This window comes from Campylobacter sp. P0109 (assembly GCF_002138755.1).
GTDB lineage: Bacteria > Campylobacterota > Campylobacteria > Campylobacterales > Campylobacteraceae > Campylobacter > Campylobacter devanensis.
Genome location: NZ_MJKK01000009.1, coordinates 1 through 21,578, shown reverse-complemented (window position 1 = coordinate 21,578; position 21,578 = coordinate 1). Strand labels below are relative to the sequence as shown.

Sequence of the window (21,578 nt, the reverse complement as noted above, 5' to 3'; positions counted from 1 at the left end):
ATAATCTCTTTGATTTTTTCTCTTTTTTCAAGATAGATATATACTCTAAGCTTAGCCCATGTCAGTGATATAATTCATCGCTACCTACTTGTATATTTTCTAAAGTATCTAGTACCCACTCTATCTCCTCTTTAGAATTACTATTTTTAGACAATATGCCTTTTATTAGCTCTATTTTGATATGAGCATTAAGCTGGGTTTTATCTTCAATACTTAAAACAAACTTACTAGCTTCATATCCATTGTTTGACTTTAATGCACAATATAGATATTGTTCTACATCAGATATATCTATGGTTTGAGAATTTTCCAAAATATATCTATATCTACAAGATGCTTCATAAAAGCACTCGTGCTCTAAGGCATCTTTGGCTTTTTGCCTTATTTGTTCTATTGTAATTTTTGATTCATATGGTTTATCAAGCTCTAAAATTACTTGATAAATTCTCTCACAACATTTACCATCTCTAAAAGCAAATGTATTTTCTATATTTGATCTATATGACTCACCTATTTGGCAATGATTTTTTACTAAATTTTCTAACTCTATTAAAAGCTCTTCTTGGGTAGTGACAACAGGGCAAAGCCATCTCTTTTATAATCAAAATATCCCTTTAGTATAAGTATGATTATTAAAAAACTCATTTTCATCAAATTGATAGTAGATTACTGGTTTTTTTAAGATATCCCATTTCAAAGGCTGCACTAGTATAATCAGTTATCATTAAATCTGATTCTTGAAAATATTTTTGAAATGATTCTCCATCTTCTCTGTATCCAATTTTAATATAATTTGGAATATTTAAATAGTTTAATATATCTCTCATATTAAAGTGCGGTACAAATGTAATTGTATAATTGTAATCATTGATTAGTTTTTCTAACGCATTGCTATTGAGCAAGGATAACCATTTAATAAAATATTCAGGCTCTAAGAAATTATCTGCTATTTTTCTATCAAAAGTTTTTTCTCTAGGCAATACTAGATAATTTCTCCATGCAGGCATAATCATTATATTTTTATTATTAGTCTTATTTCCAGCTAGCAAGGCATCATGTCTTGCCTGACCTGTTAAAGTTACTTCTTTTTTGTTAATTTATAACGAAACTTGCTATCAACCAAAGATTTAAATTCACCATAAGTAGTGCTAGTTCTTAATTTTATATTATTAAGACGATTAAAATAATCAGATATATCCACAGCATCTACGCCATGACCTAAAAATACAAATTTTTGACTATTGCTTAATTTGACTTGATAGCCTTGCGGAGTATGAGAGCTTATAAAAAACTTACATTTTTTGGCAATTTGATAAAACTCTGCGCTATAACACTCAACTAGATTAAAGCCATCTTTTTCTAATCTTGACCAATCGGGGCAAATCCTTCATTAAAGCAAATACTATTTTTTGATTTGAATAATTTTTTGCTACATATCTATATAATCGTTCAGCATTATCATCGGCTTCTATAGCTCTATCAATAAACAGACATATATCTTCTATGTTATTATATAGATCAAATTCTTTGCGAATGCTATTGATGCTATAATCATAATTTTTAAATCCTATCATAGATTGCTTGCCATCAATAAAGATTTGTAACTTATCTTTTGAAAATTTAGGAACATGTACCCAAAGTAATTTTTCATAGCAAAATACTTTGTCTAAAAAATTATGCTCTATAATTTTTTCATAATCATGATAAACTTCATTGCCATCAAATCTTATCGATTCTATAGATGTTTTTTGTCTGCTATAATATTGCACAAGAATTTGCTCTTTAACGCAATCATAATCTATTATATAAGATATATTATATGGTAATGCATCATGTTTAAAGCAATTTAAAATTCCAAATTTATAAAAATAATTATTCCCATTGGCATTAAAAGAGGATATGACTTCGCTGTCTGTTAATTCAAATATCTTATTCAATAAGTTTTGATATTGCTCTTTTTCTTGATCGCTCAAAAAGGCAATTTTTTGGGCATTATCCACAAGATTTCTAATTTGGTATAATCATAGAAAAAGTGGAGTATTGCGCATGCAAAAATAAGCCCTTATTTTTATTTCTGCTATCAAGCAATGTTTTTAAACAAATATTTATAGCATCAAGGTAATAGGCTTTATCCTTACCGCTTCTATTCATTGTAGAGTTAGCAGCTTCTCTTTTTCTTATATAGTATGTACATTGCGGTAAATATGTAACTTTGTGATTTAAATTGCAACTTAGATAATAATCAATAGTAAAAGCCATATCTTCATAATATTGAATTTCATAGAAGTTGATATTATTATCTAATATATTTTTTATTAAAAATATGGAGCGTGTAGAGCTTTGAACTTCCATTCTTAGATTTTGTATAACTTTTACAACAAGCCCTTTATCATGTTAAAATGTGATAACAGATGCTTTTGATAACTTTTAAACTGTTCAAAATATAACATCTGTTTAGCATGAATAGTAGCTATATTCTTATTCTTCGCCAAAAACTCATCCACTTCATAAAAGTAATCCCTATCTATAAAATCATCTGGATCGGTGAAGGTCACCCAAGAGAATTTATCTTTTAAACTATCATTTTCTTGTAAATATTTTAACCCCATATTTCTAGCACTTGATTGACCGCCATTTTCTTTATGAATATATGTTATATTTTTGGGATATTTTTTTTGATAATGTTTTATGATTTTAGCTGAATTATCGCTGCTGCCATCATCTACACATATAATATGTATGTTATTTTTAAAATCCAATCTTTGATTTATAATCGATTTAAAGTAATCATCCAAATACTTCTCTACATTATAAACAGCAGAAACAATAGCGTATTTACAATATCCATATTTTTTCTTTGGGGTTGCGGATTTGACTTTGTTTTTTAATGGAATATATCTTTTTAAAAACATATCTTTAAAAAATAATTTTGGCTCTCTTTTTAGCTTATTAATCTTTTTTTGTAGTGACATTTATGCTCCAATCTATCAATAAATTTTGCTTATCAAAATTCCTAATTTATAAGACCTATGTTTTAGCACTTTTAGCGCATAATCTCTATCCCAGTAGTTATCTATATCAAATTCATATTTTTTAGTGTAGGATTTGTCTTTTGAAATTTGATAGATATAAAGTGGGGTTTTTAAAAAATGTGAAAATGAAATTTTAGAGCTAATTAGTATTAAGCCAATCCAGTAATACACACTAGAATACACTAGAGCAAAGGCTCCGATATTATGCTCTTTGGCGTATTTTTTAGCTATAGGTAGATATCTCTTATACCCAAGCGGATCATTTGAGAAATTTGATAAATTCAAAGCCAGCATACAATAACGATTTAAAAAGGTTTTTTCTAAAAATTTATATGTATTTTTATTGTTTTTAAAATCCTTAATGGCAGATGAGAGCATAACAGCAGCACCGCCACAGCGATAATATTTAGAAAATATCATAGGATTATCATAAAAATATTTTAGATATTGTTTTAACCTAGATGGGACTAGGCTATTGATTTTACCGCCGTAATTAATAGTGCTATCTTTTCTTATTGTGTAGTTATAGAGCTTTTTCGGCAGGATGCTAATTTTATTAGCCTTAGCAAACAATACAATCCCAAAATAGTTATCCTCGCCGTGAATATCTAAAAATCTTAAATTTATATTTTTTAGATAATTAACATCTATCATCACCCAGCAACCACTAGCAAAACTATGTAAATTCACATTTTGGCTTAATTCTAACCACTCTTTATTTGAGATGATGGTTTTGTCTTGTAGATTATAGTTTTAATACTAATTAGAAATATTTATATTAATTATGATGAAATAGTATTTTTTCATAATAATTTTTTATATGTTTTTAAAATAAATTTTGATATAGTTTCACCATATCATTAATCATTTTTTAAGGTTTGCGAGTTAAATATGAGTGTCGGCGTCATCTCCCCTTTTTTCTTTTTGAGTTTTACTTGCGATATTTATTTAAAATCCATGTTATTACAAGCTTATAAATATATTAAATTCGCATTGTGCGGCTTAGTTTTAGATGAACTGAAAGATTACATATGCTCTTAATTAGTATTGAAAACTATAATCTTCAAAACAAAAATCACTAAATAAAGGTTGTTAATATGTATGATTATTTAATTGTTGGTAGTGGATTATTTGGAGCTATTTTTGCCTATGAAGCAACCAAAAAAGGCAAAAAATGCTTAGTAGTAGAAAAACGAAATCACATTGGTGGCAACTGCTACACAAAGCAAGAGAACGGCATAAATATTCATTTATATGGAGCTCATATTTTTAGAACTTCAGATAAAGAAATTTGGGATTATATGCAGCAATTTTGCACTTTTAACCACTTTATAAACTCACCAATTGCTAATTATAAAGGTGAAATTTATAATCTACCTTTTAATATGAATACATTTTCTAAAATGTGGAATATAAAAACTCCAAAAGAGGCTCAAGAGATTATAAACAGACAAAAGAATGAGATCGCAACAGAGCCAAAAAATTTAGAAGAACAAGCCATATCCTTAGTAGGTAGAGATATTTATGAAAAATTAATTAAAGGCTATACGCAAAAGCAATGGGGAAGAGAGTGCAAAGAGCTTCCAAAGTCTATAATTCGTAGAATTCCAGTTCGTTTCATATATGATAATAACTATTTTAACGATCCGTATCAAGGTATTCCAATAGGTGGATATACTCAAATTTTTGAAAAGTTATTAAAAGATTGCGATGTTTTATTAAATACTGATTTTTTACAAGATAGAGATAATTTATCTGCTAAGGCTAAAAAAATTATCTTTACAGGAACTATAGACTCATATTTTGATTATAAATTTGGCGCTTTGGAATATAGGAGTTTAGATTTTAAACATGAAACTTTAGATATTGATAACTATCAAGGTGTAGCAGTGGTGAATTACACTGAGTATGAGATACCATATACAAGGATTATAGAGCATAAGCATTTTGAATTTGGTAATCAAAAAGGCACCATCATATCAAAAGAGTATCCAGCTAATTGGAATAAAGATATAGAGCCATACTATCCTATAAATGATGAGAAAAATCAAAATTTATATGAAAAATATCAAGAACTTGCTAAAAATGAATCAAATGTATATTTTGGCGGAAGACTTGGCGAGTATAGATACTATGATATGCAAGATGTCATCAAATCAGCCTTAGAATTTAGTAAGAAAGAATTGAATTTAAAAAAATAAAAAAAAAGGGGGGGGGTAAGTAAATGCAACCAAAAGTTTCTATTGTAATACCATCGTTAAACTCTATAAATTATATAGATGAATGCCTACAAAGCGTAATTAATCAAACTCTAAAAGATATAGAAATAATCTGCGTAGATGCTAATTCTACCGATGGAACACTTGAGTATCTAAAGGATTTAGAAAAAAAAGATAGAAGAGTAAAGGTAATAGTATCAGACAAAAAAAGCTATGGCTATCAAATGAACCTAGGTATAAACGCAGCTAATGGCGAGTATCTAGGCATAGTAGAGAGCGATGACTATATCAAGCTTGATATGTATGAAAGATTATATAAAGTAGCTAAAGAGCAAGATTGTGAAGTTTTAAAGTGTGATATAGAGAATTTTTGGGGAAGTGGAGATAATAAGGTATTTAAATACGCTCCTATTAGCTATAGAGATGATCTATATGGTAGATTATTTGATAAAAAATTATTAGAAACTACTGAGCCAAATTTAATCATTTCTTTAATAAAAGATACTTGGAATATGAATCAACCTGGTTTATATAGATTGGATTTTATCAATAAATTTAATATTAGATTCAATGAAACACCCGGAGCTTCATATCAAGATACTGGGTTTTGGTTTATGATGCAGGTTCTAGCTCAAAAAATTTATTTCTTAAATGAATCTTGCTACTATTATCGACAAGACAATGAAAATTCCTCATGTAATAGCAAAGCCAAGGTTTATTGTCTTTGTGAGGAATATGATTTTATGCATGCTTTTTTAGATAAATATCCAAAAGAAAAATCAATTTATAAATATGTCCTATCTTATATAGAATTTTGCGGGTATTGCTGGAATTTGGATCGTATATCTGATGAATTCAAATTTGAGTTCTTGCTTAGATTTCAAAAAGATTTTCAAAAAATTTTAAGAGATGGAGAAATAAATCGAGATTTATTTGACTGGTGGAAGTTAGAGCAACTAGATAGAATTATCAATAATCCAGAGCAATACTATATAGACACATACCAAAGACCATTAGGTGCTATAGATAGAGTCCAAAACCAACTATCTTATAAGCTAGGTAGCCAAATACTAAAAGCCAAATCACCTACAAAGATGCTAAAGTTGCCTTTCACTCTAATATCAATTATTAAAGAGCACAAATTTGAACAAAGAGTATTATCGATATTGTATAAGGTGAGTCCAGAGCTTAAACCACTACCATTAGAGTCATATGGGGATTATTATGAAGCTTTAAAATATAAAGAGCATTTAAGTTATAAACTAGGTCAAGCTTTAATAAAAAATCCTATTACATTTATCTTTAAAATACCTACTATCTATAAAAATTTTAAAAAGGCCAAATAATGACAAACGATAAAAAAGTAGGAGTCATAATCCCTATATATAATGTAGAGAAATATTTAAAAGAGTGCTTGGATTCTGTAATCAATCAAACATATAAAAATTTAGAGATAATCTTAGTAAATGATGGTAGCACTGATAATAGTCTAGATATAGCCAAAGATTATGCCAAAAACGACCCTAGAATAACCATCATTAATAAACAAAATGGCGGCCAATCAAGCGCTAGAAATGTAGGAATTGAGTATTTTAGCGGTGAATATTCTTTGGAATATTGCAAAAATATTGATGGATTAGAAGAATATAATATAAAAGGCAATAATCCGCTTCAAATACACAATATCTTAAATCAAAATAAGATAAATACAGCTTCACAAATTGATTATTTAATCTTTTTAGACTCTGATGATTACTGGGAGCTAGAATGCATAGAAGAGTGTGTAAGTAGAATGGTAGGAGTGGATATAGTATGGTTTGATGCTAAGACCTTTTTTGATGGAGCTAAGAGTGATTGGGTATCGACTTTAAAATGGTTAGATTATAATTATGAGCAGATAATTACTCGTAAAAACTGGCTAGATCGCATCAAAATCAGACAACAGAGATTTTTTTATTTTGCTTGGCAAGGGATGATTGATTTTAAGTTTTTAAAAGATATTAAGCTTAAATTTATAAATCACATAATTCATGAAGATGACCATTTTGGGATATTGATGTTTTTACAAATTAGAAAGGTTTATATATTACCAAAAGAATTATATAACTATAGAATTAGAAATAATTCTACTGTTACATACGATATGGAAGTGCCTAAAAATAGAATTCCGCTTTATTTTAGACATCATCTATCTATTTTTGATAATAACTCGACATTAACATATAAATATTTTTATACCAGCTCTATGTTGCAAACTACATTGGGACTTATAGAGTTTTTACAAGTCCAAGACGCATATGCTAAATCAGTTATTAATAAATATCTCTTGCCTACATACATAGATTTAGCTTTAGGCATTGTAGATAGTAGTGCAGATCCGCTAAATTTAATCTCGCAACTACCTACCCTAGAGCCTTATACAGACATACATAGAAAGGTATCTGGTGCTCAAAAAATAATAAAAGATAGCACAATTTATAAAATTGGCTTTACGATTCTTAGAGCTAAAACAATTAAAAAGATATTAGCCCTTCCTAATCAAATATCTATTTTCATTAAAAATGAAAAAGAGATTAAAAAGCTCTATAAAGATAGGATAAGCAAATACCCCTTTGCCAAAAAGCCAGATCTTCAAAACTACACAGATTATCACGAAGTATCAAAAATCAAAAGCCATCTATCCTATAAATTAGGTATAGCAACTATGAGAGCATATAAATTTAGATATTTTGGTGGATGGCTTGCTTGGCCTTTTTGTATCGCATTTACAGCAATTAAATTTAAATTAAATCAAAAAAATAAAGGCAAATAAGATGCGAAAGATAAATTTTGATATTCTATTTAATGAGATGGCTTGTACTAAAAATGTGGCGTATATCTCTAATTATCACGCTCAGTGGTGTTGGGATGTAGTTTTAAAGCATAATGGAACGATAGATGTCATCATAGATGATTTTTTGTTATACAATAGATTAAAAACCGAATCCAATAATAAAAATATAAAGTTATCGTATCAAACACTATCTAAAAAACCAGAATTAAAACTAGGAAATAACGATGGTCTTGGCATATCGCCTGGATTTTATAATAGATTTAAAGACACGCTTCCAACAGCCTTATCGCTTAACTCCTGGATTATGTTGATTAAAAATAAAAAAAATATATTTTGGCTTGATCTTTATATAAATTTTGATAATTATCATATTTTAAAAGAGTTTATAGACAATAAAGAGTTATTTGAGCAAATTCCATATATTACCTTATACATAGATCAATTATTGTTAGAAACAATGGAATTAAAACATATAAATAACATACTTAAAAATATATACATATCAAATTAAAAGGAAGGTTAAATGTCTAAAGAGATAAAAGAGTTTATAGATAGCTTAAAGCATATAAATAATTTTGAACATATCGATGGTTATGATTTTAACAAATATCCTTGCGAAATGTCTTTAATCAAGGAAATGCTTGCTAAAGTAGATTATCAAGGAATATTGGATTTTTGGAAAAACAAAATAAGTAATAGTTATGGGGCCAATTTTGAGATAAAGCATCCGCTGTATACAAATGTTATAACAAGAGCTGTATATAATATTAATTATGTAAAAATGATTAATTATATATTTTTTATAGATAAAGATAATAAATTTCCTTGGATAATGGCTCAAATGTCTCATATTGCTCAAGTTATAATATTGCCAGGTAAAATAATTTATATTCAAGATTTTTGGGGTAATAAAGTATGTGATTGGTGTAAAGTTCGCGGTAATATTTTTACTTCTATTGATATATCTAAACTAACCTATAAAAATATTCCATGGGGATTTACATTATTTAATTGCCGTCCTATGCATTTTTTTTATTATCAATATTTTACTTTTATGGATATAATAAAAAAACAAAATATAAAATTTATTGCAAATGATGCATCATTTTTTAAACCATTCAACCTAGAAAAACAAGATGTAGTAGGTTTTATGCCAAATATTATTCCTATTGATACTACATTTGGTGGCTTTTTATCTGATAAAGCAAATTATTTTTTGAAAGAAATAGTCAATGAATCTATTCGCACTTTGGGTGTTTTATCTAACACACACAACCACGATCTTACTATCTGGCTAGGCATACCTGGAGAGAGAAGAACTTGGCTAACTCAGCTTGAAGGAATACCATCTATCTTAAAAAATATAGCCAGATACTTTCCTAAAATTAAAGTCTATGTAGATGGTATGACGGCACATGATGGAGAGAGAATAGAAGTAACTGATAATTTAAAAGCATTTACAGCTATAAAAGCTGAAGTTGATAAGCTTAATCTAGATATAGATATGGAGTCCTTGAGTGGATATGATTATAGAAGTAAAATTTGCTATTGTTCTACTTGTGATATGGCTATTAGTGATGTAGGCACTACGGCACTTGTCCCTTTTTACTTTTGCAAAAAACCTGGCGTTATTTTTTTTGCTTCCGAAACTTATGCAAAAAAAGATATTGAACAAATAAAAAATCAAATACCTAGTATACTTGCTATAGATGCATCTTTTTTGAAGTCAATTGCTAACAAAGAAAATGCTTTATTTGGCTTTAACTTCCACATCCCATGGCAACATCTATACAACCTGGCTGCACAATCCTTAGAAGAGATTAAGGGTGTAAAAATGCATAGGCTAGATGTGCCGCCAGTTGAATTAGTTGCCAAACAGTATGATCTAGAACAAGAATTAGGCATTAAAATTCCTATAGAGAGCGTAGCTTTATTTGATGAAGTAAAACAAGAGCTAAATAAAATATCAAAAGAACAAAAATCAAACAAAGAACTTTTAGAGAGCGTAGCTTTATTTGATGAAGTAAAACAAGAGCTAAATAAAATATCAAAAGAACAAAAATCAAACAAAGAACTTTTAACACAAATCATATCAGGCAGTATGATTTTACAAAACTATGTAAATAACAAAAATTTACAAGATCAATCAATCATAAATCAAAATAAAAATTTAATTGCTGAGTTGCTGTATTGTAAAGAACAAAACTCAATATTAGAACAAAAGTTAGCCCCAAAAGCCAAATCCCGTATCCACAACCAACTAAGCTATAAGCTAGGCCAAGCTATGATAGCAAACTCTAAAAGCATATGGGGATATATAAGAATGCCTTATGTATTAAGCTATATAAAAGATATGCATAAAAAAGAACAAATAGCCTATAATGAAAAAATTAAAGCTAACCCAAGCTTAAAGCTCCCACCACTTGAGACCTATCCAGATTACAAAGAAGCCTTAAAAGAAAAAGAGTGCCTAACATACAAACTTGGAGAGGCTATGATAGAAGCCGATAAAAGCCCACTAAAACTAGGATACCTAACTATATGGTTTAAGTGCAAAAAGATTCAAAAAGAGTGTAAAAATAGATAGATAAAACATCTATTCTTTAAAACATTGATATAAATTTAGTATTAAATACAGATTGATTTTTGCTAAATTTATATCTTTATATCCAAAAATCTCTTTTAATAACTCTCAAAATTAAATCTAAATCCATTAATTTGATAATAATTTTCAAGATTATAAAATCTCTATATTGTAGGCATATTAGGGCTTAGGTGTAGATTAATTAAAATATAGTAATAATATATAATATAATTAAATTAATTTTAAGTGTTACTAAGTTACAATTTATCCATATAAATTATCAAATAGTTAATTACTATATATTTGATATATCTTATTATCTAGCAATTGACTTTTAATAAAATCCATATTAAAGAACCCAAATGTCTAAAATAGCTATTCTTAGCTCTTACATCTTTGTTATTTATATCTTGTAGTGCTAAACCATATAGCTGATAAAGATGATGATATTGGATTTGCTGGTACTCCATCACCATCTTTAATCACTCCAATCTCACTCTAATCTATACCATTTATGCAGTCTCTAATAGCGATATTAATAGTAGTAATATAAATATGGACTTTAATAATACCAACGAGCCACTATTTTTAAACTCTAATACTCAAATTATCCCATCAAAGCCAAGCTTAAATATAGCTCCCCCATTTATAACAGCAGCTCCAGCTTTTAATGGAGTGGGAACTCCATCAGCTCCACTTGCTATTATAAATCCTCATGGCCCAGCCTTAACCGTTTGGGCATTAGCTTCTGGTAATTGGCTATGGGGATATACCTTAGATAATTCAAGAGAGTTTGGAGATGCTAGAGTATGGCAGATAATAAATCTTGGCGATGATATAGTTTTAATAAAAAATCTATTAACAAACACTTGCATTAATGATGAAGGAAGAGGTATAACCCATAGAAGTTGTAATAGAAATAAAAGTGAGTTTAAAAGTATTACTGATAATAATAGATTCTTTAGTATTACAATGGAGGGTTGCTCGCCATCTCTTACTATTGGATAGCAGTGTATATTTATCCCTGAACCAACTCAGACTTCACCATTATGAGGAGATAGATAATGAGAGTAAGCTTATTTAATAAAATAGTTAAGTTAAATAATAAAAATATCTTACAGACTTTAAGTAAAATAGTTAAATTTAATATATCTAATAGAGCATTTAAACTCGATATATTAAATAGTTTAAATAGAGCAATTAGATTAATAAATCCATTAAAAGCATTAAAATCTCTAAGATTAAATTTATTAAGTAAATTCTTTTTAATACTTAGTTTTACTCTATCACATGCTGTAATAGATGATTTTAAAACTAGATGATTCTAAAGGATTTGCAGGAGATAGCATTAAAGCTCCAGATGAATTAAAAGTTCCTGATAGAGAACCTAATGTAAATAATGAGAATATTAGACCACTACTAAAATCATCTATGCTAAGTGATGAATTTACTCCACTACTAAGTCTTAGATCCCTTGATACAGGTATGCCTTTAGTAGTCAATTTAGGTAAATCAGATGAAACATTTAATTATAACCTAAGAGAGATTAAGGCATTTGAACCAACTATAATTAGTGAGATTAAAAGGGTTGATAGCTTTGCGAATTTGGGTTTAGAGTATGTTCAGTTTGTATCAGCTAATGATATAAATGAGTGCTTAGGAATAGATGAGAGTGGATTTTTTACTTTAAAGAATTGTATTGGGGATTTAGATAGAAAGAGATTTGAAACAGTATTTCAGCTAATACCTCTGCTAAGTGATGCTGTAGAGATAAGATCATTAGTATTAGGTGGTAAAGAGTGTATAAGCACATTTTTTAACCCAAATTTAGAACCATGGCAAAGAGTAGGAATAAATAGATGTGAATTAAGAGAGGGTTTTAGCGTAGATACATCTAAACTTTGGGCGATAATGCCTGAGCTTAAAGCTGCGATGGTGTTGTTGCCAGTGGAGTAGGTGAGGGTTATTGTACTTAAATAATTATATGGGGTACAAATACGAATGCCCCATATGTATTTTTATTAATTTCTTATCATACTTTATAGATATTTTTATATTTAATTTGAATTATGTTTCTAATTAAATGTATGTCTTTTGGCGTATCTACAGATAAAGTAGCAATATTATCAACTATAATAGATATAAATTTCTTTTTATGTTCTATAAATCTAATCAATTCAATGCCTTCTATATTTTCCAAGTAACTGGGCGCTGTATTTTTAAAAAAATCTAGAGCTTTTTTATTATATCCTAATATTCCGACATGTTTATAGTAAGCAAATTCAATATTATTGTATGGATTAGGAATAGGACTTCTAGATAGATATAATACTTCCTTATCGTTATTAAATATTATTTTTATATTCGTTGGACATAATAATTCTACAGGGTTTTTTATCTTTGTAACAGTATTAAATATATATTCTTGATCATGTTTAATATCATTAATCAATATTTTGTTAATAACATTATAATCTATCAACGGTTCATCGCCATTAATTTGTACATAGTAATCAGCTTTTATTATATCTGTTATTTCTTGAACTCTATCAATTGCGTATTTATGTTTTTTAGTCATTATGTTAGGAATATTAAAATTATTACAAGCATTAGATATTCTGATATCATCTGTGGCAACGTACAAATCGCTTATTTTTGAATTTTTTACTGCATTATAAACCCACCATATCATTGGTTTGCCACAAATATCTGCCAAAGGCTTTCTAGGGAATCTGCTAGATTCATATCTTGCTGGGATTATTCCTATAACTTTCATATAGCACCTTTAATGGTTTTTACAAGCAAAGGTGCATAAAAAGAGTTATTTACTATTACCCCCCCCCATATATTTAGATAGTAATTTATATCCAGTCAAGGCACAATAATAGTCAAATTCGGTGTCAATATCAATTGATTCTATTTGAGTTAAATACATTCTATAAGGATTTGGTCCATAATGATAGTTCCACTTTTTTACAGACTTAACCGGAGATAGTATAATTCCATTAGTAAAATAATCGTAAGATGGTAAATCTTGGGAATTTACATGTCCTAAACCTCTAACAAAATTCAAAGGTCCTTTTTTATCCAACAAATAGTGTTGAAATTTATAAACCGTAATTAAAGAATCATGTGTATTATTTTTTAAGTGATAAAAATAAGATTCAATAGCTTCTTTGTATCTATCTGTTGATACAAGTGGTGAAGTGCAACAAGCCCACATTAAATGTGTATTGTTTACTATTGTTGTAATATATTGTAAAAATTCACCAAATGGTTTTGTTTCGTTAGCATATTCTATTGGTCTTTTGTCAATATCGACATCATAGCTTTTTGCAATTTCTAGCATTTTAATACTATCAGAGCTAACTAATATTTTACTAATTTCCTTTACTTGTTTGAGCTGTTTAATTTTGTATTCTAGTAATGTTGTATCGGCAAAAGGCAAAATATTTTTATTGCTTAATCGAGAACTATGTTCTTTTACAGGTATAACGGCAACTATATCTTTTTTCATATATTTCCTTTTTTTAATAAATTTTCTATAAATTGTTTATCATATATAAGAGATTTGCCTTTTTTCTTTATTTCGTCCAAAATTTCAACGCATAAATTATATGGCACTTTCATATTATGTAAATATTCTCCATAATCTCTATGTATGCATTTTGTAGCAGTCAGTAAATATACAGGAGAATATCCCCAAGGTAATTTTAGTTTAATTGGTTCAATTTCTTGAGATATTATTTGTAAAATATATTCTAGCTCATATGGTTTGTTGTATTCTTCTATGAGGTGTTGAGCTATAATCTCTGTAGGCAGATTACCGGGTATTCTTCCCATCCCAAATAAAGCCGAATCAATAATTATATCTTTTCTTTTATCACCAAATTCCAAATAATCACATATAAGCCCAAAACTTAAGCTCAAATTTTCATGTAAATGAATTCCTAAAGATATTGATTTAGGTAAATGCATAGAAAAAATATTACAAATTGCTCTAAATGATTCTTTCTTAAACATACCAAAAGTATCTACTATAGAAATAGAATCAATTGGTAAGTCAATTATATTTTTTAATATATCTTCTATCTCAACATAAGAATACATACCTATATTTATAGGATTAAGGCTAATTTTATATCCAAGGTTATTTGCCTTATATACAAAATCTTTTGTAATATCAATATCTTTTTTATAAAAAGCAAATCTCAATCTATCTATTAAATCCGATTTTTTGTATAGTTTATTTATATTGTACTGATCAGGTCTAATCATTAGACTAATATTGGAATTTGTTTTATGGTTTATTAGATGCTCAAAATCATCGATTTCATTAAATATTGTTGAGCCATCCTGATATGTTACATTTCTCAAAAACCCAGCTTCTATAACATCTAATTTCGCATTATCTAGGGCATTAATAATGTTGCGTATAGTAGATATACCAAACAATCCTTTATTAACATGGGCACCATCTCGCAATGTGCAATCCAAAAGTGAAATATTCATATAATAAAATCCTTGCCTATAAGATTATATATTTCAAAATCTTCTTTATCTTTAATATCTAGTGAATGTTTTTTGTCTATTATATATTTATAAGGAACTGCACCCCATTGAAAATGATATTTTTTAATTGTAGATTTTGGCGCGATGAAGCATCCGCCAATAATTTGATATAATTTTGATAGTGTTCTAGAATTTAATTCTTTTTTGCCTGTATAGAAATTTATTGGTCCATTATCGTCCAATATAAATCCTTGAAGTATTTTGCAAGTTATAAGCGAGTCGTAAATATCAAAATTTAAAGATAAATATTTTTCAAATATATCACATATAATCTTTTGATCAATAAAAGGGGTGGTGCTTGGCGTCCAAGCTATATGCTCACAAGATGCTATATTTAAAATATTATCTGCTAAATAACAAATATTATCTATGTGTTTTATATCTCTCAATAAAAATTTAATCTTAGAGTCGGCATATCTTGTTAGATCTTCATCATCTGAGGCTAATATAATTTCGTCTACCATATCTATATGTAATAGATTTTCTAATTTTTTATCTAATAAGCTTTTTGAATTTATTTCTATAGTTTCTAATTGAAATTTTCTTTTTTTAATTGGTATTACTACACTAAACATTAACAACTCCTATTTTATAGTTTTATTTTTAAAGCACTCGATACAAATATTATCAATACTTCTTAATTCATCTTCATAGTCTTCTAAATTTAAAAAGCTAACAGATTGAACACCAAAATAATAAGATAGATGATCATCTTGCAATTTATTTAAAAGCAATTCTCTCTTTGGTTGAACCAAATAACCGCACTCATTATAACATTTGGGAGATGGAATTGCTATATGCATATCTTTAACTGCAGTATTTTTTAATATATCGCAAAATACCTTTAATGTAGCACCTGTAAATATAGCTTCATCTATTAATAAAATATTTTTATTTTGAATAAGGTGTGAATTAACTTGAATATTGTTATAAAGATTTCGTTTTCTACTATCTATATTTTGAATTTCAAAAGCTCTTTCGCTAATATTTAATTTATTTGCGATAGGCATTACCGGAATTTTAGAAATAATAGATAATCCAACAGCATAAAAAATACCGCTAGATGGAATAGGTACTATATAATCTATGCTCTCTAATACAGATTTCTCTATACAGTAAAATAACTTTTTACCAAGATTAATTCTAAATTCTCCAACATTTCTATCTAGAATAAAATCATCTGGTTTTCCTTGATATAGTAATCTCAAAGAGCAATATTGTTGTTTAGTAGCCACTATCGGATTAGTATTTAAATTAGAAAAATTGATTAATTCCAAATTATTAATATTATTTATAATTTCTTCAATAATATAATCAATTAAAATATATCGATTTGATTTTCCATAATATTCTATTTGAGAACTATGATTATTAAATCCCATAAAATCAGGGATGTCTATAGAGTATATGTTGTTAAATTTTAATTTTTCTCCGCACAAGGTAATTATAATACAATTTCTCTCTATTTTATCCATTATTTTATTTAAATTTGATTCGGAGGCATCTATAGCATTGATAATGATATATTTATATTGACAAAGTTGTATAAAATTAACTATATTTTCATTAAATTGATCAAAATCTATTGTTAATGGCTTTTTCCCAAGCAAGCGCTTACAATACTGTATAAATTTTATAGAAAATAAATCTTTGCAATGAGATATAAACAATATATGGTTATTATCTAGATAATTAAAAACATTATTCATTAAATTATATTCACTTTTGCTATTTACTATTGAAAATGTAAATTTTCAATAATAGAAGTATAGCTATTATGAGCTTAAAATATCTTTAGTCTATATTACTTAGTATATGAATTTAATTCACATATTGACTTTATCATAGTTTGAACTAATATTTACTATTGAAAGTTTACATTTTCAATAATAGAAGAGAGATAGTAATTATGAATATAAGTATTTTAGATTGCACATTAAGAGATGGCGGATACATGAATAATTGGAATTTTAAATCCGAACATATTATTAAAATTCTAAAATCTCTAAATTCAGTTAAAATTGACATAATAGAATTAGGCTATTTAAAAAATAATTCTACAGGTCAAAATAGTACTCTTTTTCCCAATATAGACACATTAAAACAATACAGTACCTTACTAAATAATGTTAAAAAAGTAGCAATGATTAATCTTGGAGATTGGGATATTCGGGGTTTAGAACAAAATAATAAATTAATAGATGGCATTCGTCTTGCTTTTCACAAAAAAGATTTAAATATTGCTATAGAACAAGCAAAAATAATAAAAAATTTAGGATATGAACTATATTTTCAACCCATGGTTAGTAAAGCCTATAGTGATATAGAATTTCTAAAAATGATTGAATTGGTAAATGATTTAAATCCATACGCATTTTATATTGTAGATAGTTTTGGATCAATGAGCCTAAAAGAGTTTAGTCATTATTTAGATATCTGTGAAAATAATTTAAAGCCCTCTATAAAGCTAGGATATCACTCTCATAATAATATGCAATTAGCATTTTGCAATGCTATTAAAATGTGCCAGAGTAATTTATGTCACGATATAATATTGGACTCTAGCATTTACGGCATTGGCAGAGGGGCTGGCAACTTAAACACAGAGCTAATAGCTAATTTTTTAAACAAAGAATACAACAAAACATATAATTATTTTTACATCCTTGAAGTAATAGATGAATTATTAGAATCTTTAATGAAAACAAAGGGTTGGGGATTTTCTCCGGCACAATTTTTATCTGCATCGCTAGATTGCCATCCTAATTATGCTACTTATCTTATAGGACAGAATAATTATCATCTAACCAAGGTATTTACAGTGCTTCAGCAAATACCAAAAGATAAAAAAATAAATTTTGATAAAAATTTGATTGCTAAGCTATATACAGATTCTATATTAGAACAAAAAACAAAGATCAGTGAAAATATAAATATAAAAGACAAGGAAATTTTTATTATAGCCTCTGGATATAGTGTTGCAGAATATAAGGATATGATCAATAATCAAATAAAAGCCAGCAAAAATCCTTGTGTAATTGCATTAAATCATAACCCAAATGATATTATTTGTGATTATTATTTATTTAGTAATCAAAAAAGGTATGATACTTTTACAACTCTAATATCTCCAAAACAAACAATAATAACTAGCAATGTAGAAACTCAAAATGAGATAAAAAATGTACTAGATATATCGTCTTATGCATTCATATCAAGCGGTGAATTAATAACCAATATAATGAATATTGCTTTAAGGTGGCTAATTGCTAATGGCATTAAATTTGTTAATATCGCAGGACTAGATGGATATAAAATCAATGGCAATAACTACGCATATGATGAAAACGATGTAGTGATAGATTTTAATACCTTAAAATCTCATAATGAAACTATAGAAAAATTAATAAATGATGCAAAAAATCATATAAATATTAAATTTATTACACCAACTATGTTTAACTAAGGAATATAATGAATATAAATGTATTTTTACCTTGTCGAAAAGGCTCACAAAGGGTACCAAATAAAAATACAAAAAAATTTGGTGGGGCAAAATATGGGCTTTTAGAAATCAAACTAAATCAATTATTAAAAGCTAAATATATAGATAAAATATTTATTAGTAGCGATGATGAAATAGTCTTAAATTTTGCAGATAAATTAAAAAATCCAAAAATTTCTATTCATCAAAGAGATGCTTATCTAGCTTCAAATCAAGCTACCGCCGATGATTTAATATCTCATGCATACGAGCTAATACAAGATGGTGCAATACTATGGACGCATGTTACTAGTCCATTCTTTGACAATACTGAATATGATAAAGCGATATTAAAATATCAAGATTGCTTACAAAATGGCTATGATTCTCTGATGAGTGTTACAGCTTTAAAAGGCTTTTTTGGTATGAAAATAAACCCATAAATTATGATAGGAATGCAATTAAATGGCCACCAACACAAGATACTATGCCTTTATATGAGATTAATAGTGCTGTTTTTATCGCTGATAGCCAAATTTATAAAACTAAAAAAGACAGAATAGGAACAAATCCATATCTTTTAGAAATTGATAAAATTAAAGGATTGGATATCGATTGGAAGGAGGATTTTATTATGGCTGATATTTTATATCAAACTCTAATTAAAAAAGATAAAGAGATAAGGGGGGGGGTAGCTGCTCTAAATAATCCTGATTTTGTATCTACTCCAACACACTCCATAAGGAGTGCTATATGAAAATTATAGGTATAATCCCAGCAAGATACAATTCTAGTAGATTTCCAGGAAAACCATTAGTCTCAATTTGTGGCATACCAATGATTAAACGAACATATTTGCAAGCACAACAATCACATTTACTAAACGATCTTATGGTTGCTACTGATAGCCAAATAATTTTTGATTTTTGCCATAAAGAGAATATTCCAGTTATTTTAACAAGTTCTAATCACAAAACAGGAACTGATAGAATCGCTGAAGTTGCAAAGCAAATAAGAGCCGATTTATATATCAATATTCAAGGTGATGAACCAGTAATAGATCCGCTAAATATTAATCTCATTGTTAAATCTTATCAAAAATGGAAAGATAAATATATTGCTTACAATCTATACAAAACCATAACAGAAACTAATGAAATAAATGCTAATAGCATTATTAAAGTTATCACAAATCAAAATGATGAATTGATGTATATGTCTCGCTTTGGGATACCATACAACAAAACAGACAAAATAGCGACGCACAAAAAACAAGTTTGCGTATATGGCTTTAGTGCCTATAGCTTAGACATCTTTAGTTCTAGCTCAAAAACTCTAAATGAATATTATGAAGATATAGAAATATTAAGATTTTTAGATTTAGGCTATAAAGTAAAAATGGAGAAAACAAATTTAGATTCTATCAGTGTAGATACTCCTGATGATATCATAAAAGTAGAAAATTTTATAAAAACAAAAGCTTAATTATGTTATGTTATAATCATTAATAATATCGCTATTTAGGTTTGTAACATATGATTAAAAATATTTTATGGGATTTTGATGGAGTTATCATTGATAGTTTAGCTATTAGAGATTATGGATTTAGGGAAATATTCAAAGAATTCGACAAACAAAGCGTAGATAAATTAATTCAATACCATAACTACAATGGAGGATTATCAAGGTTTCACAAAATAGAATATTTCTTTAATGAAATCTTAAAACAAAATATTACCCAAGATGAGATATTGCAATATGCAAATAAATTTACTACTATTATGCGCCAAGAGCTTTGCAACCCTGAATATCTTATAGCAAATACAATTCAATTTATTAAAGATAATTATGAAAATTATAATTTTCATATAGTTTCTGGCTCGGAACATAATGAACTTAATTTCTTATGTCAAAAGCTGGATTTATCACAATATTTTATCTCCATAAATGGCTCTCCAACGCCTAAAAATCAACTAATTAAAAATCTTTTGGAATCTTATAATTATAATATAAACCAGACTATTCTAATTGGCGATAGCATCAACGACTACGAGGCAGCTAGTGTTAATAAGATCGGTTTTTATGGATTTAATAATGAAAATCTAAAAGATAAATCAAAAATATATATAGAAGATTGGAATAATTTAATTATATAAGTTTCTTAATACTATTATACTTTTGGTGTAAGTTTAATGCAACTTTATTATTTTGTCATAAAACTAACCAAAACATATCCTTTGGATTTAGTAAATTTAATTGCAATTATATCTGATAAATAATAAAAATATCTATAAAGTATGATAAGAAATTAATAAAAATACATATGGGGCATTTACATTTACACCCCATATAATCTATTTAAGTACAATAACCTTTACCTACTCAATCAGCAACAACACTATCGCAGCTCTAAGCTCAGGCATTATAGCCCATAATCTTTTTATATCAACTATAAAGGTTTCATCTAATTCACATCTATTTATTCCTACTCTTTGCCATGGCTCTAAATTTGGGTTAAAAAATGTGCTTATACACTCTTTACCACCTAATACTAATGATCTTATCTCTACAGCATCACTTAGTAGTGGGATGAGTTGAAATACAGTTTCAAACTTCTTATTATTTAAATCATCACTACAACTCTTTAGAGTAAATAGCCCACTCTCATTAATTGCTAAGCACATATTAATATCATTAGTTGATACAAACTGTATATACTCAATTTAAGATTTCTAAAATTATCAATTGATTTTATACTACTTATTATACTAATAACGCCATCACTCAAATAAGCGCTAGAAGAACTCTAGATTATGCTGTGGTTGGTAACTCCAATAGAGCTATCGCACCAGCA

General features: G+C 27.7%; 25 protein-coding genes. 13 read left to right on the top strand and 12 right to left on the bottom strand.

All coding sequences use genetic code 11. The features are described 5' to 3' along the window. Positions 1-61 precede the first annotated feature (61 nt). The 6 genes from CIGNP109_RS08475 to CIGNP109_RS07735 all read right to left on the bottom strand — a co-directional run bounded on the left by CIGNP109_RS08475 (position 62) and on the right by CIGNP109_RS07735 (position 3,722). Positions 62-313 (bottom strand): hypothetical protein, encoded by a 252-nt coding sequence (locus tag CIGNP109_RS08475; protein ID WP_096030561.1) that lies wholly within the window; start codon positions 311-313, stop codon positions 62-64. A gap of 337 nt (positions 314-650) precedes the next feature. After that, complete coding sequence (locus CIGNP109_RS08335; RefSeq protein ID WP_180380033.1) at positions 651-1,049, bottom strand: CDP-glycerol glycerophosphotransferase family protein; 399 nt, start codon at positions 1,047-1,049, stop codon at positions 651-653. A gap of 294 nt (positions 1,050-1,343) precedes the next feature. Further along, a complete protein-coding gene (locus CIGNP109_RS08330) occupies positions 1,344-2,000 on the bottom strand; it encodes a hypothetical protein (protein WP_096030559.1) in 657 nt (218 codons plus the stop codon). Positions 2,001-2,007: 7 nt separating this feature from the next. After that, positions 2,008-2,352: a hypothetical protein gene (locus tag CIGNP109_RS08325; RefSeq protein WP_096030558.1), complete on the bottom strand. Its 345-nt coding sequence runs from the start codon at positions 2,350-2,352 to the stop codon at positions 2,008-2,010. 20 nt (positions 2,353-2,372) lie between these two features. Further along, complete coding sequence (locus CIGNP109_RS08320; RefSeq protein WP_096030557.1) at positions 2,373-2,972, bottom strand: glycosyltransferase family A protein; 600 nt, start codon at positions 2,970-2,972, stop codon at positions 2,373-2,375. A gap of 15 nt (positions 2,973-2,987) precedes the next feature. Continuing rightward, on the bottom strand, positions 2,988-3,722 hold the full coding sequence (locus CIGNP109_RS07735) for a hypothetical protein (RefSeq protein ID WP_086228837.1): 735 nt from the start codon (positions 3,720-3,722) through the stop codon (positions 2,988-2,990). A gap of 407 nt (positions 3,723-4,129) precedes the next feature. On the opposite strand from CIGNP109_RS07735, the gene glf reads away from it, so the two are divergent. The 8 genes from glf to CIGNP109_RS07695 all read left to right on the top strand — a co-directional run bounded on the left by glf (position 4,130) and on the right by CIGNP109_RS07695 (position 12,624). Then, positions 4,130-5,233, top strand: coding sequence for a UDP-galactopyranose mutase (gene glf, locus CIGNP109_RS07730; protein ID WP_086228836.1), 1,104 nt, complete (start codon positions 4,130-4,132; stop codon positions 5,231-5,233). 23 nt (positions 5,234-5,256) lie between these two features. Then, complete coding sequence (locus tag CIGNP109_RS07725) at positions 5,257-6,597, top strand: glycosyltransferase family 2 protein (protein ID WP_086228835.1); 1,341 nt, start codon at positions 5,257-5,259, stop codon at positions 6,595-6,597. Then, positions 6,597-8,063, top strand: a complete 1,467-nt coding sequence (locus CIGNP109_RS07720; RefSeq protein ID WP_086228834.1) for a glycosyltransferase family 2 protein — start codon at positions 6,597-6,599, stop codon at positions 8,061-8,063. Before CIGNP109_RS07725 ends, CIGNP109_RS07720 begins: the two co-directional genes overlap by 1 nt. 1 nt (position 8,064) lies before the next feature. Continuing rightward, positions 8,065-8,595: a hypothetical protein gene (locus CIGNP109_RS07715; protein ID WP_086228833.1), complete on the top strand. Its 531-nt coding sequence runs from the start codon at positions 8,065-8,067 to the stop codon at positions 8,593-8,595. Between the two features lie 12 nt (positions 8,596-8,607). Next, a complete protein-coding gene (locus CIGNP109_RS08690; protein ID WP_236847573.1) occupies positions 8,608-10,671 on the top strand; it encodes a hypothetical protein in 2,064 nt (687 codons plus the stop codon). Positions 10,672-11,223: 552 nt separating this feature from the next. After that, entirely contained in the window at positions 11,224-11,676 is a 453-nt protein-coding gene (locus CIGNP109_RS08795) for a hypothetical protein (RefSeq protein ID WP_086228832.1), read from the top strand. Positions 11,677-11,732: 56 nt separating this feature from the next. Next, positions 11,733-11,990, top strand: coding sequence for a hypothetical protein (locus CIGNP109_RS07700; RefSeq protein ID WP_086228831.1), 258 nt, complete (start codon positions 11,733-11,735; stop codon positions 11,988-11,990). Continuing rightward, the gene (locus CIGNP109_RS07695) at positions 11,971-12,624 is read left to right on the top strand and encodes a hypothetical protein (RefSeq protein ID WP_086228830.1); all 654 of its coding nucleotides are present in this window, start codon (positions 11,971-11,973) and stop codon (positions 12,622-12,624) included. The genes CIGNP109_RS07700 and CIGNP109_RS07695 overlap by 20 nt, the downstream gene beginning before the upstream one ends. A gap of 76 nt (positions 12,625-12,700) precedes the next feature. Here CIGNP109_RS07695 and CIGNP109_RS07690 read toward each other — a convergent pair whose 3' ends face one another. The 5 genes from CIGNP109_RS07690 to CIGNP109_RS07670 are packed head-to-tail and all read right to left on the bottom strand — an operon-like array spanning position 12,701 to position 16,949. Then, the gene (locus CIGNP109_RS07690; RefSeq protein WP_086228829.1) at positions 12,701-13,444 is read right to left on the bottom strand and encodes a 3-deoxy-manno-octulosonate cytidylyltransferase; all 744 of its coding nucleotides are present in this window, start codon (positions 13,442-13,444) and stop codon (positions 12,701-12,703) included. 45 nt (positions 13,445-13,489) lie between these two features. Continuing rightward, complete coding sequence (locus CIGNP109_RS07685) at positions 13,490-14,185, bottom strand: acylneuraminate cytidylyltransferase family protein (protein ID WP_086228828.1); 696 nt, start codon at positions 14,183-14,185, stop codon at positions 13,490-13,492. Further along, positions 14,182-15,180: a hypothetical protein gene (locus CIGNP109_RS07680; protein ID WP_086228827.1), complete on the bottom strand. Its 999-nt coding sequence runs from the start codon at positions 15,178-15,180 to the stop codon at positions 14,182-14,184. The genes CIGNP109_RS07685 and CIGNP109_RS07680 overlap by 4 nt, the downstream gene beginning before the upstream one ends. Further along, positions 15,177-15,815, bottom strand: coding sequence for a cytidylyltransferase domain-containing protein (locus CIGNP109_RS07675; RefSeq protein WP_086228826.1), 639 nt, complete (start codon positions 15,813-15,815; stop codon positions 15,177-15,179). The genes CIGNP109_RS07680 and CIGNP109_RS07675 overlap by 4 nt, the downstream gene beginning before the upstream one ends. A gap of 9 nt (positions 15,816-15,824) precedes the next feature. Further along, positions 15,825-16,949 (bottom strand): phosphoribosyltransferase family protein, encoded by a 1,125-nt coding sequence (locus tag CIGNP109_RS07670; protein WP_086228825.1) that lies wholly within the window; start codon positions 16,947-16,949, stop codon positions 15,825-15,827. Between the two features lie 245 nt (positions 16,950-17,194). On the opposite strand from CIGNP109_RS07670, the gene CIGNP109_RS07665 reads away from it, so the two are divergent. From CIGNP109_RS07665 to CIGNP109_RS07650, 5 genes are read left to right on the top strand one after another with little or no spacing between them, the layout of a single operon-like run. Then, positions 17,195-18,706 carry a hypothetical protein gene (locus CIGNP109_RS07665; protein ID WP_180380032.1) on the top strand — a complete coding sequence of 504 codons (1,512 nt, stop codon included), beginning with the start codon at positions 17,195-17,197 and terminating at the stop codon, positions 18,704-18,706. Positions 18,707-18,714: 8 nt separating this feature from the next. Next, positions 18,715-19,167, top strand: a complete 453-nt coding sequence (locus tag CIGNP109_RS08540) for a cytidylyltransferase domain-containing protein (RefSeq protein ID WP_201789961.1) — start codon at positions 18,715-18,717, stop codon at positions 19,165-19,167. 44 nt (positions 19,168-19,211) lie between these two features. After that, positions 19,212-19,481, top strand: coding sequence for a hypothetical protein (locus CIGNP109_RS08535; protein ID WP_201789960.1), 270 nt, complete (start codon positions 19,212-19,214; stop codon positions 19,479-19,481). Continuing rightward, complete coding sequence (locus tag CIGNP109_RS07655; RefSeq protein WP_086228823.1) at positions 19,478-20,209, top strand: 3-deoxy-manno-octulosonate cytidylyltransferase; 732 nt, start codon at positions 19,478-19,480, stop codon at positions 20,207-20,209. The genes CIGNP109_RS08535 and CIGNP109_RS07655 overlap by 4 nt, the downstream gene beginning before the upstream one ends. A gap of 50 nt (positions 20,210-20,259) precedes the next feature. Beyond that, positions 20,260-20,880, top strand: coding sequence for an HAD family hydrolase (locus CIGNP109_RS07650; RefSeq protein WP_086228822.1), 621 nt, complete (start codon positions 20,260-20,262; stop codon positions 20,878-20,880). A 222-nt stretch (positions 20,881-21,102) separates the two neighbouring features. On the opposite strand, the gene CIGNP109_RS07645 is transcribed toward CIGNP109_RS07650, so the two are convergent. Then, positions 21,103-21,438, bottom strand: a complete 336-nt coding sequence (locus CIGNP109_RS07645; RefSeq protein ID WP_272887914.1) for a hypothetical protein — start codon at positions 21,436-21,438, stop codon at positions 21,103-21,105. Between the last annotated feature and the right edge of the window lie 140 nt (positions 21,439-21,578).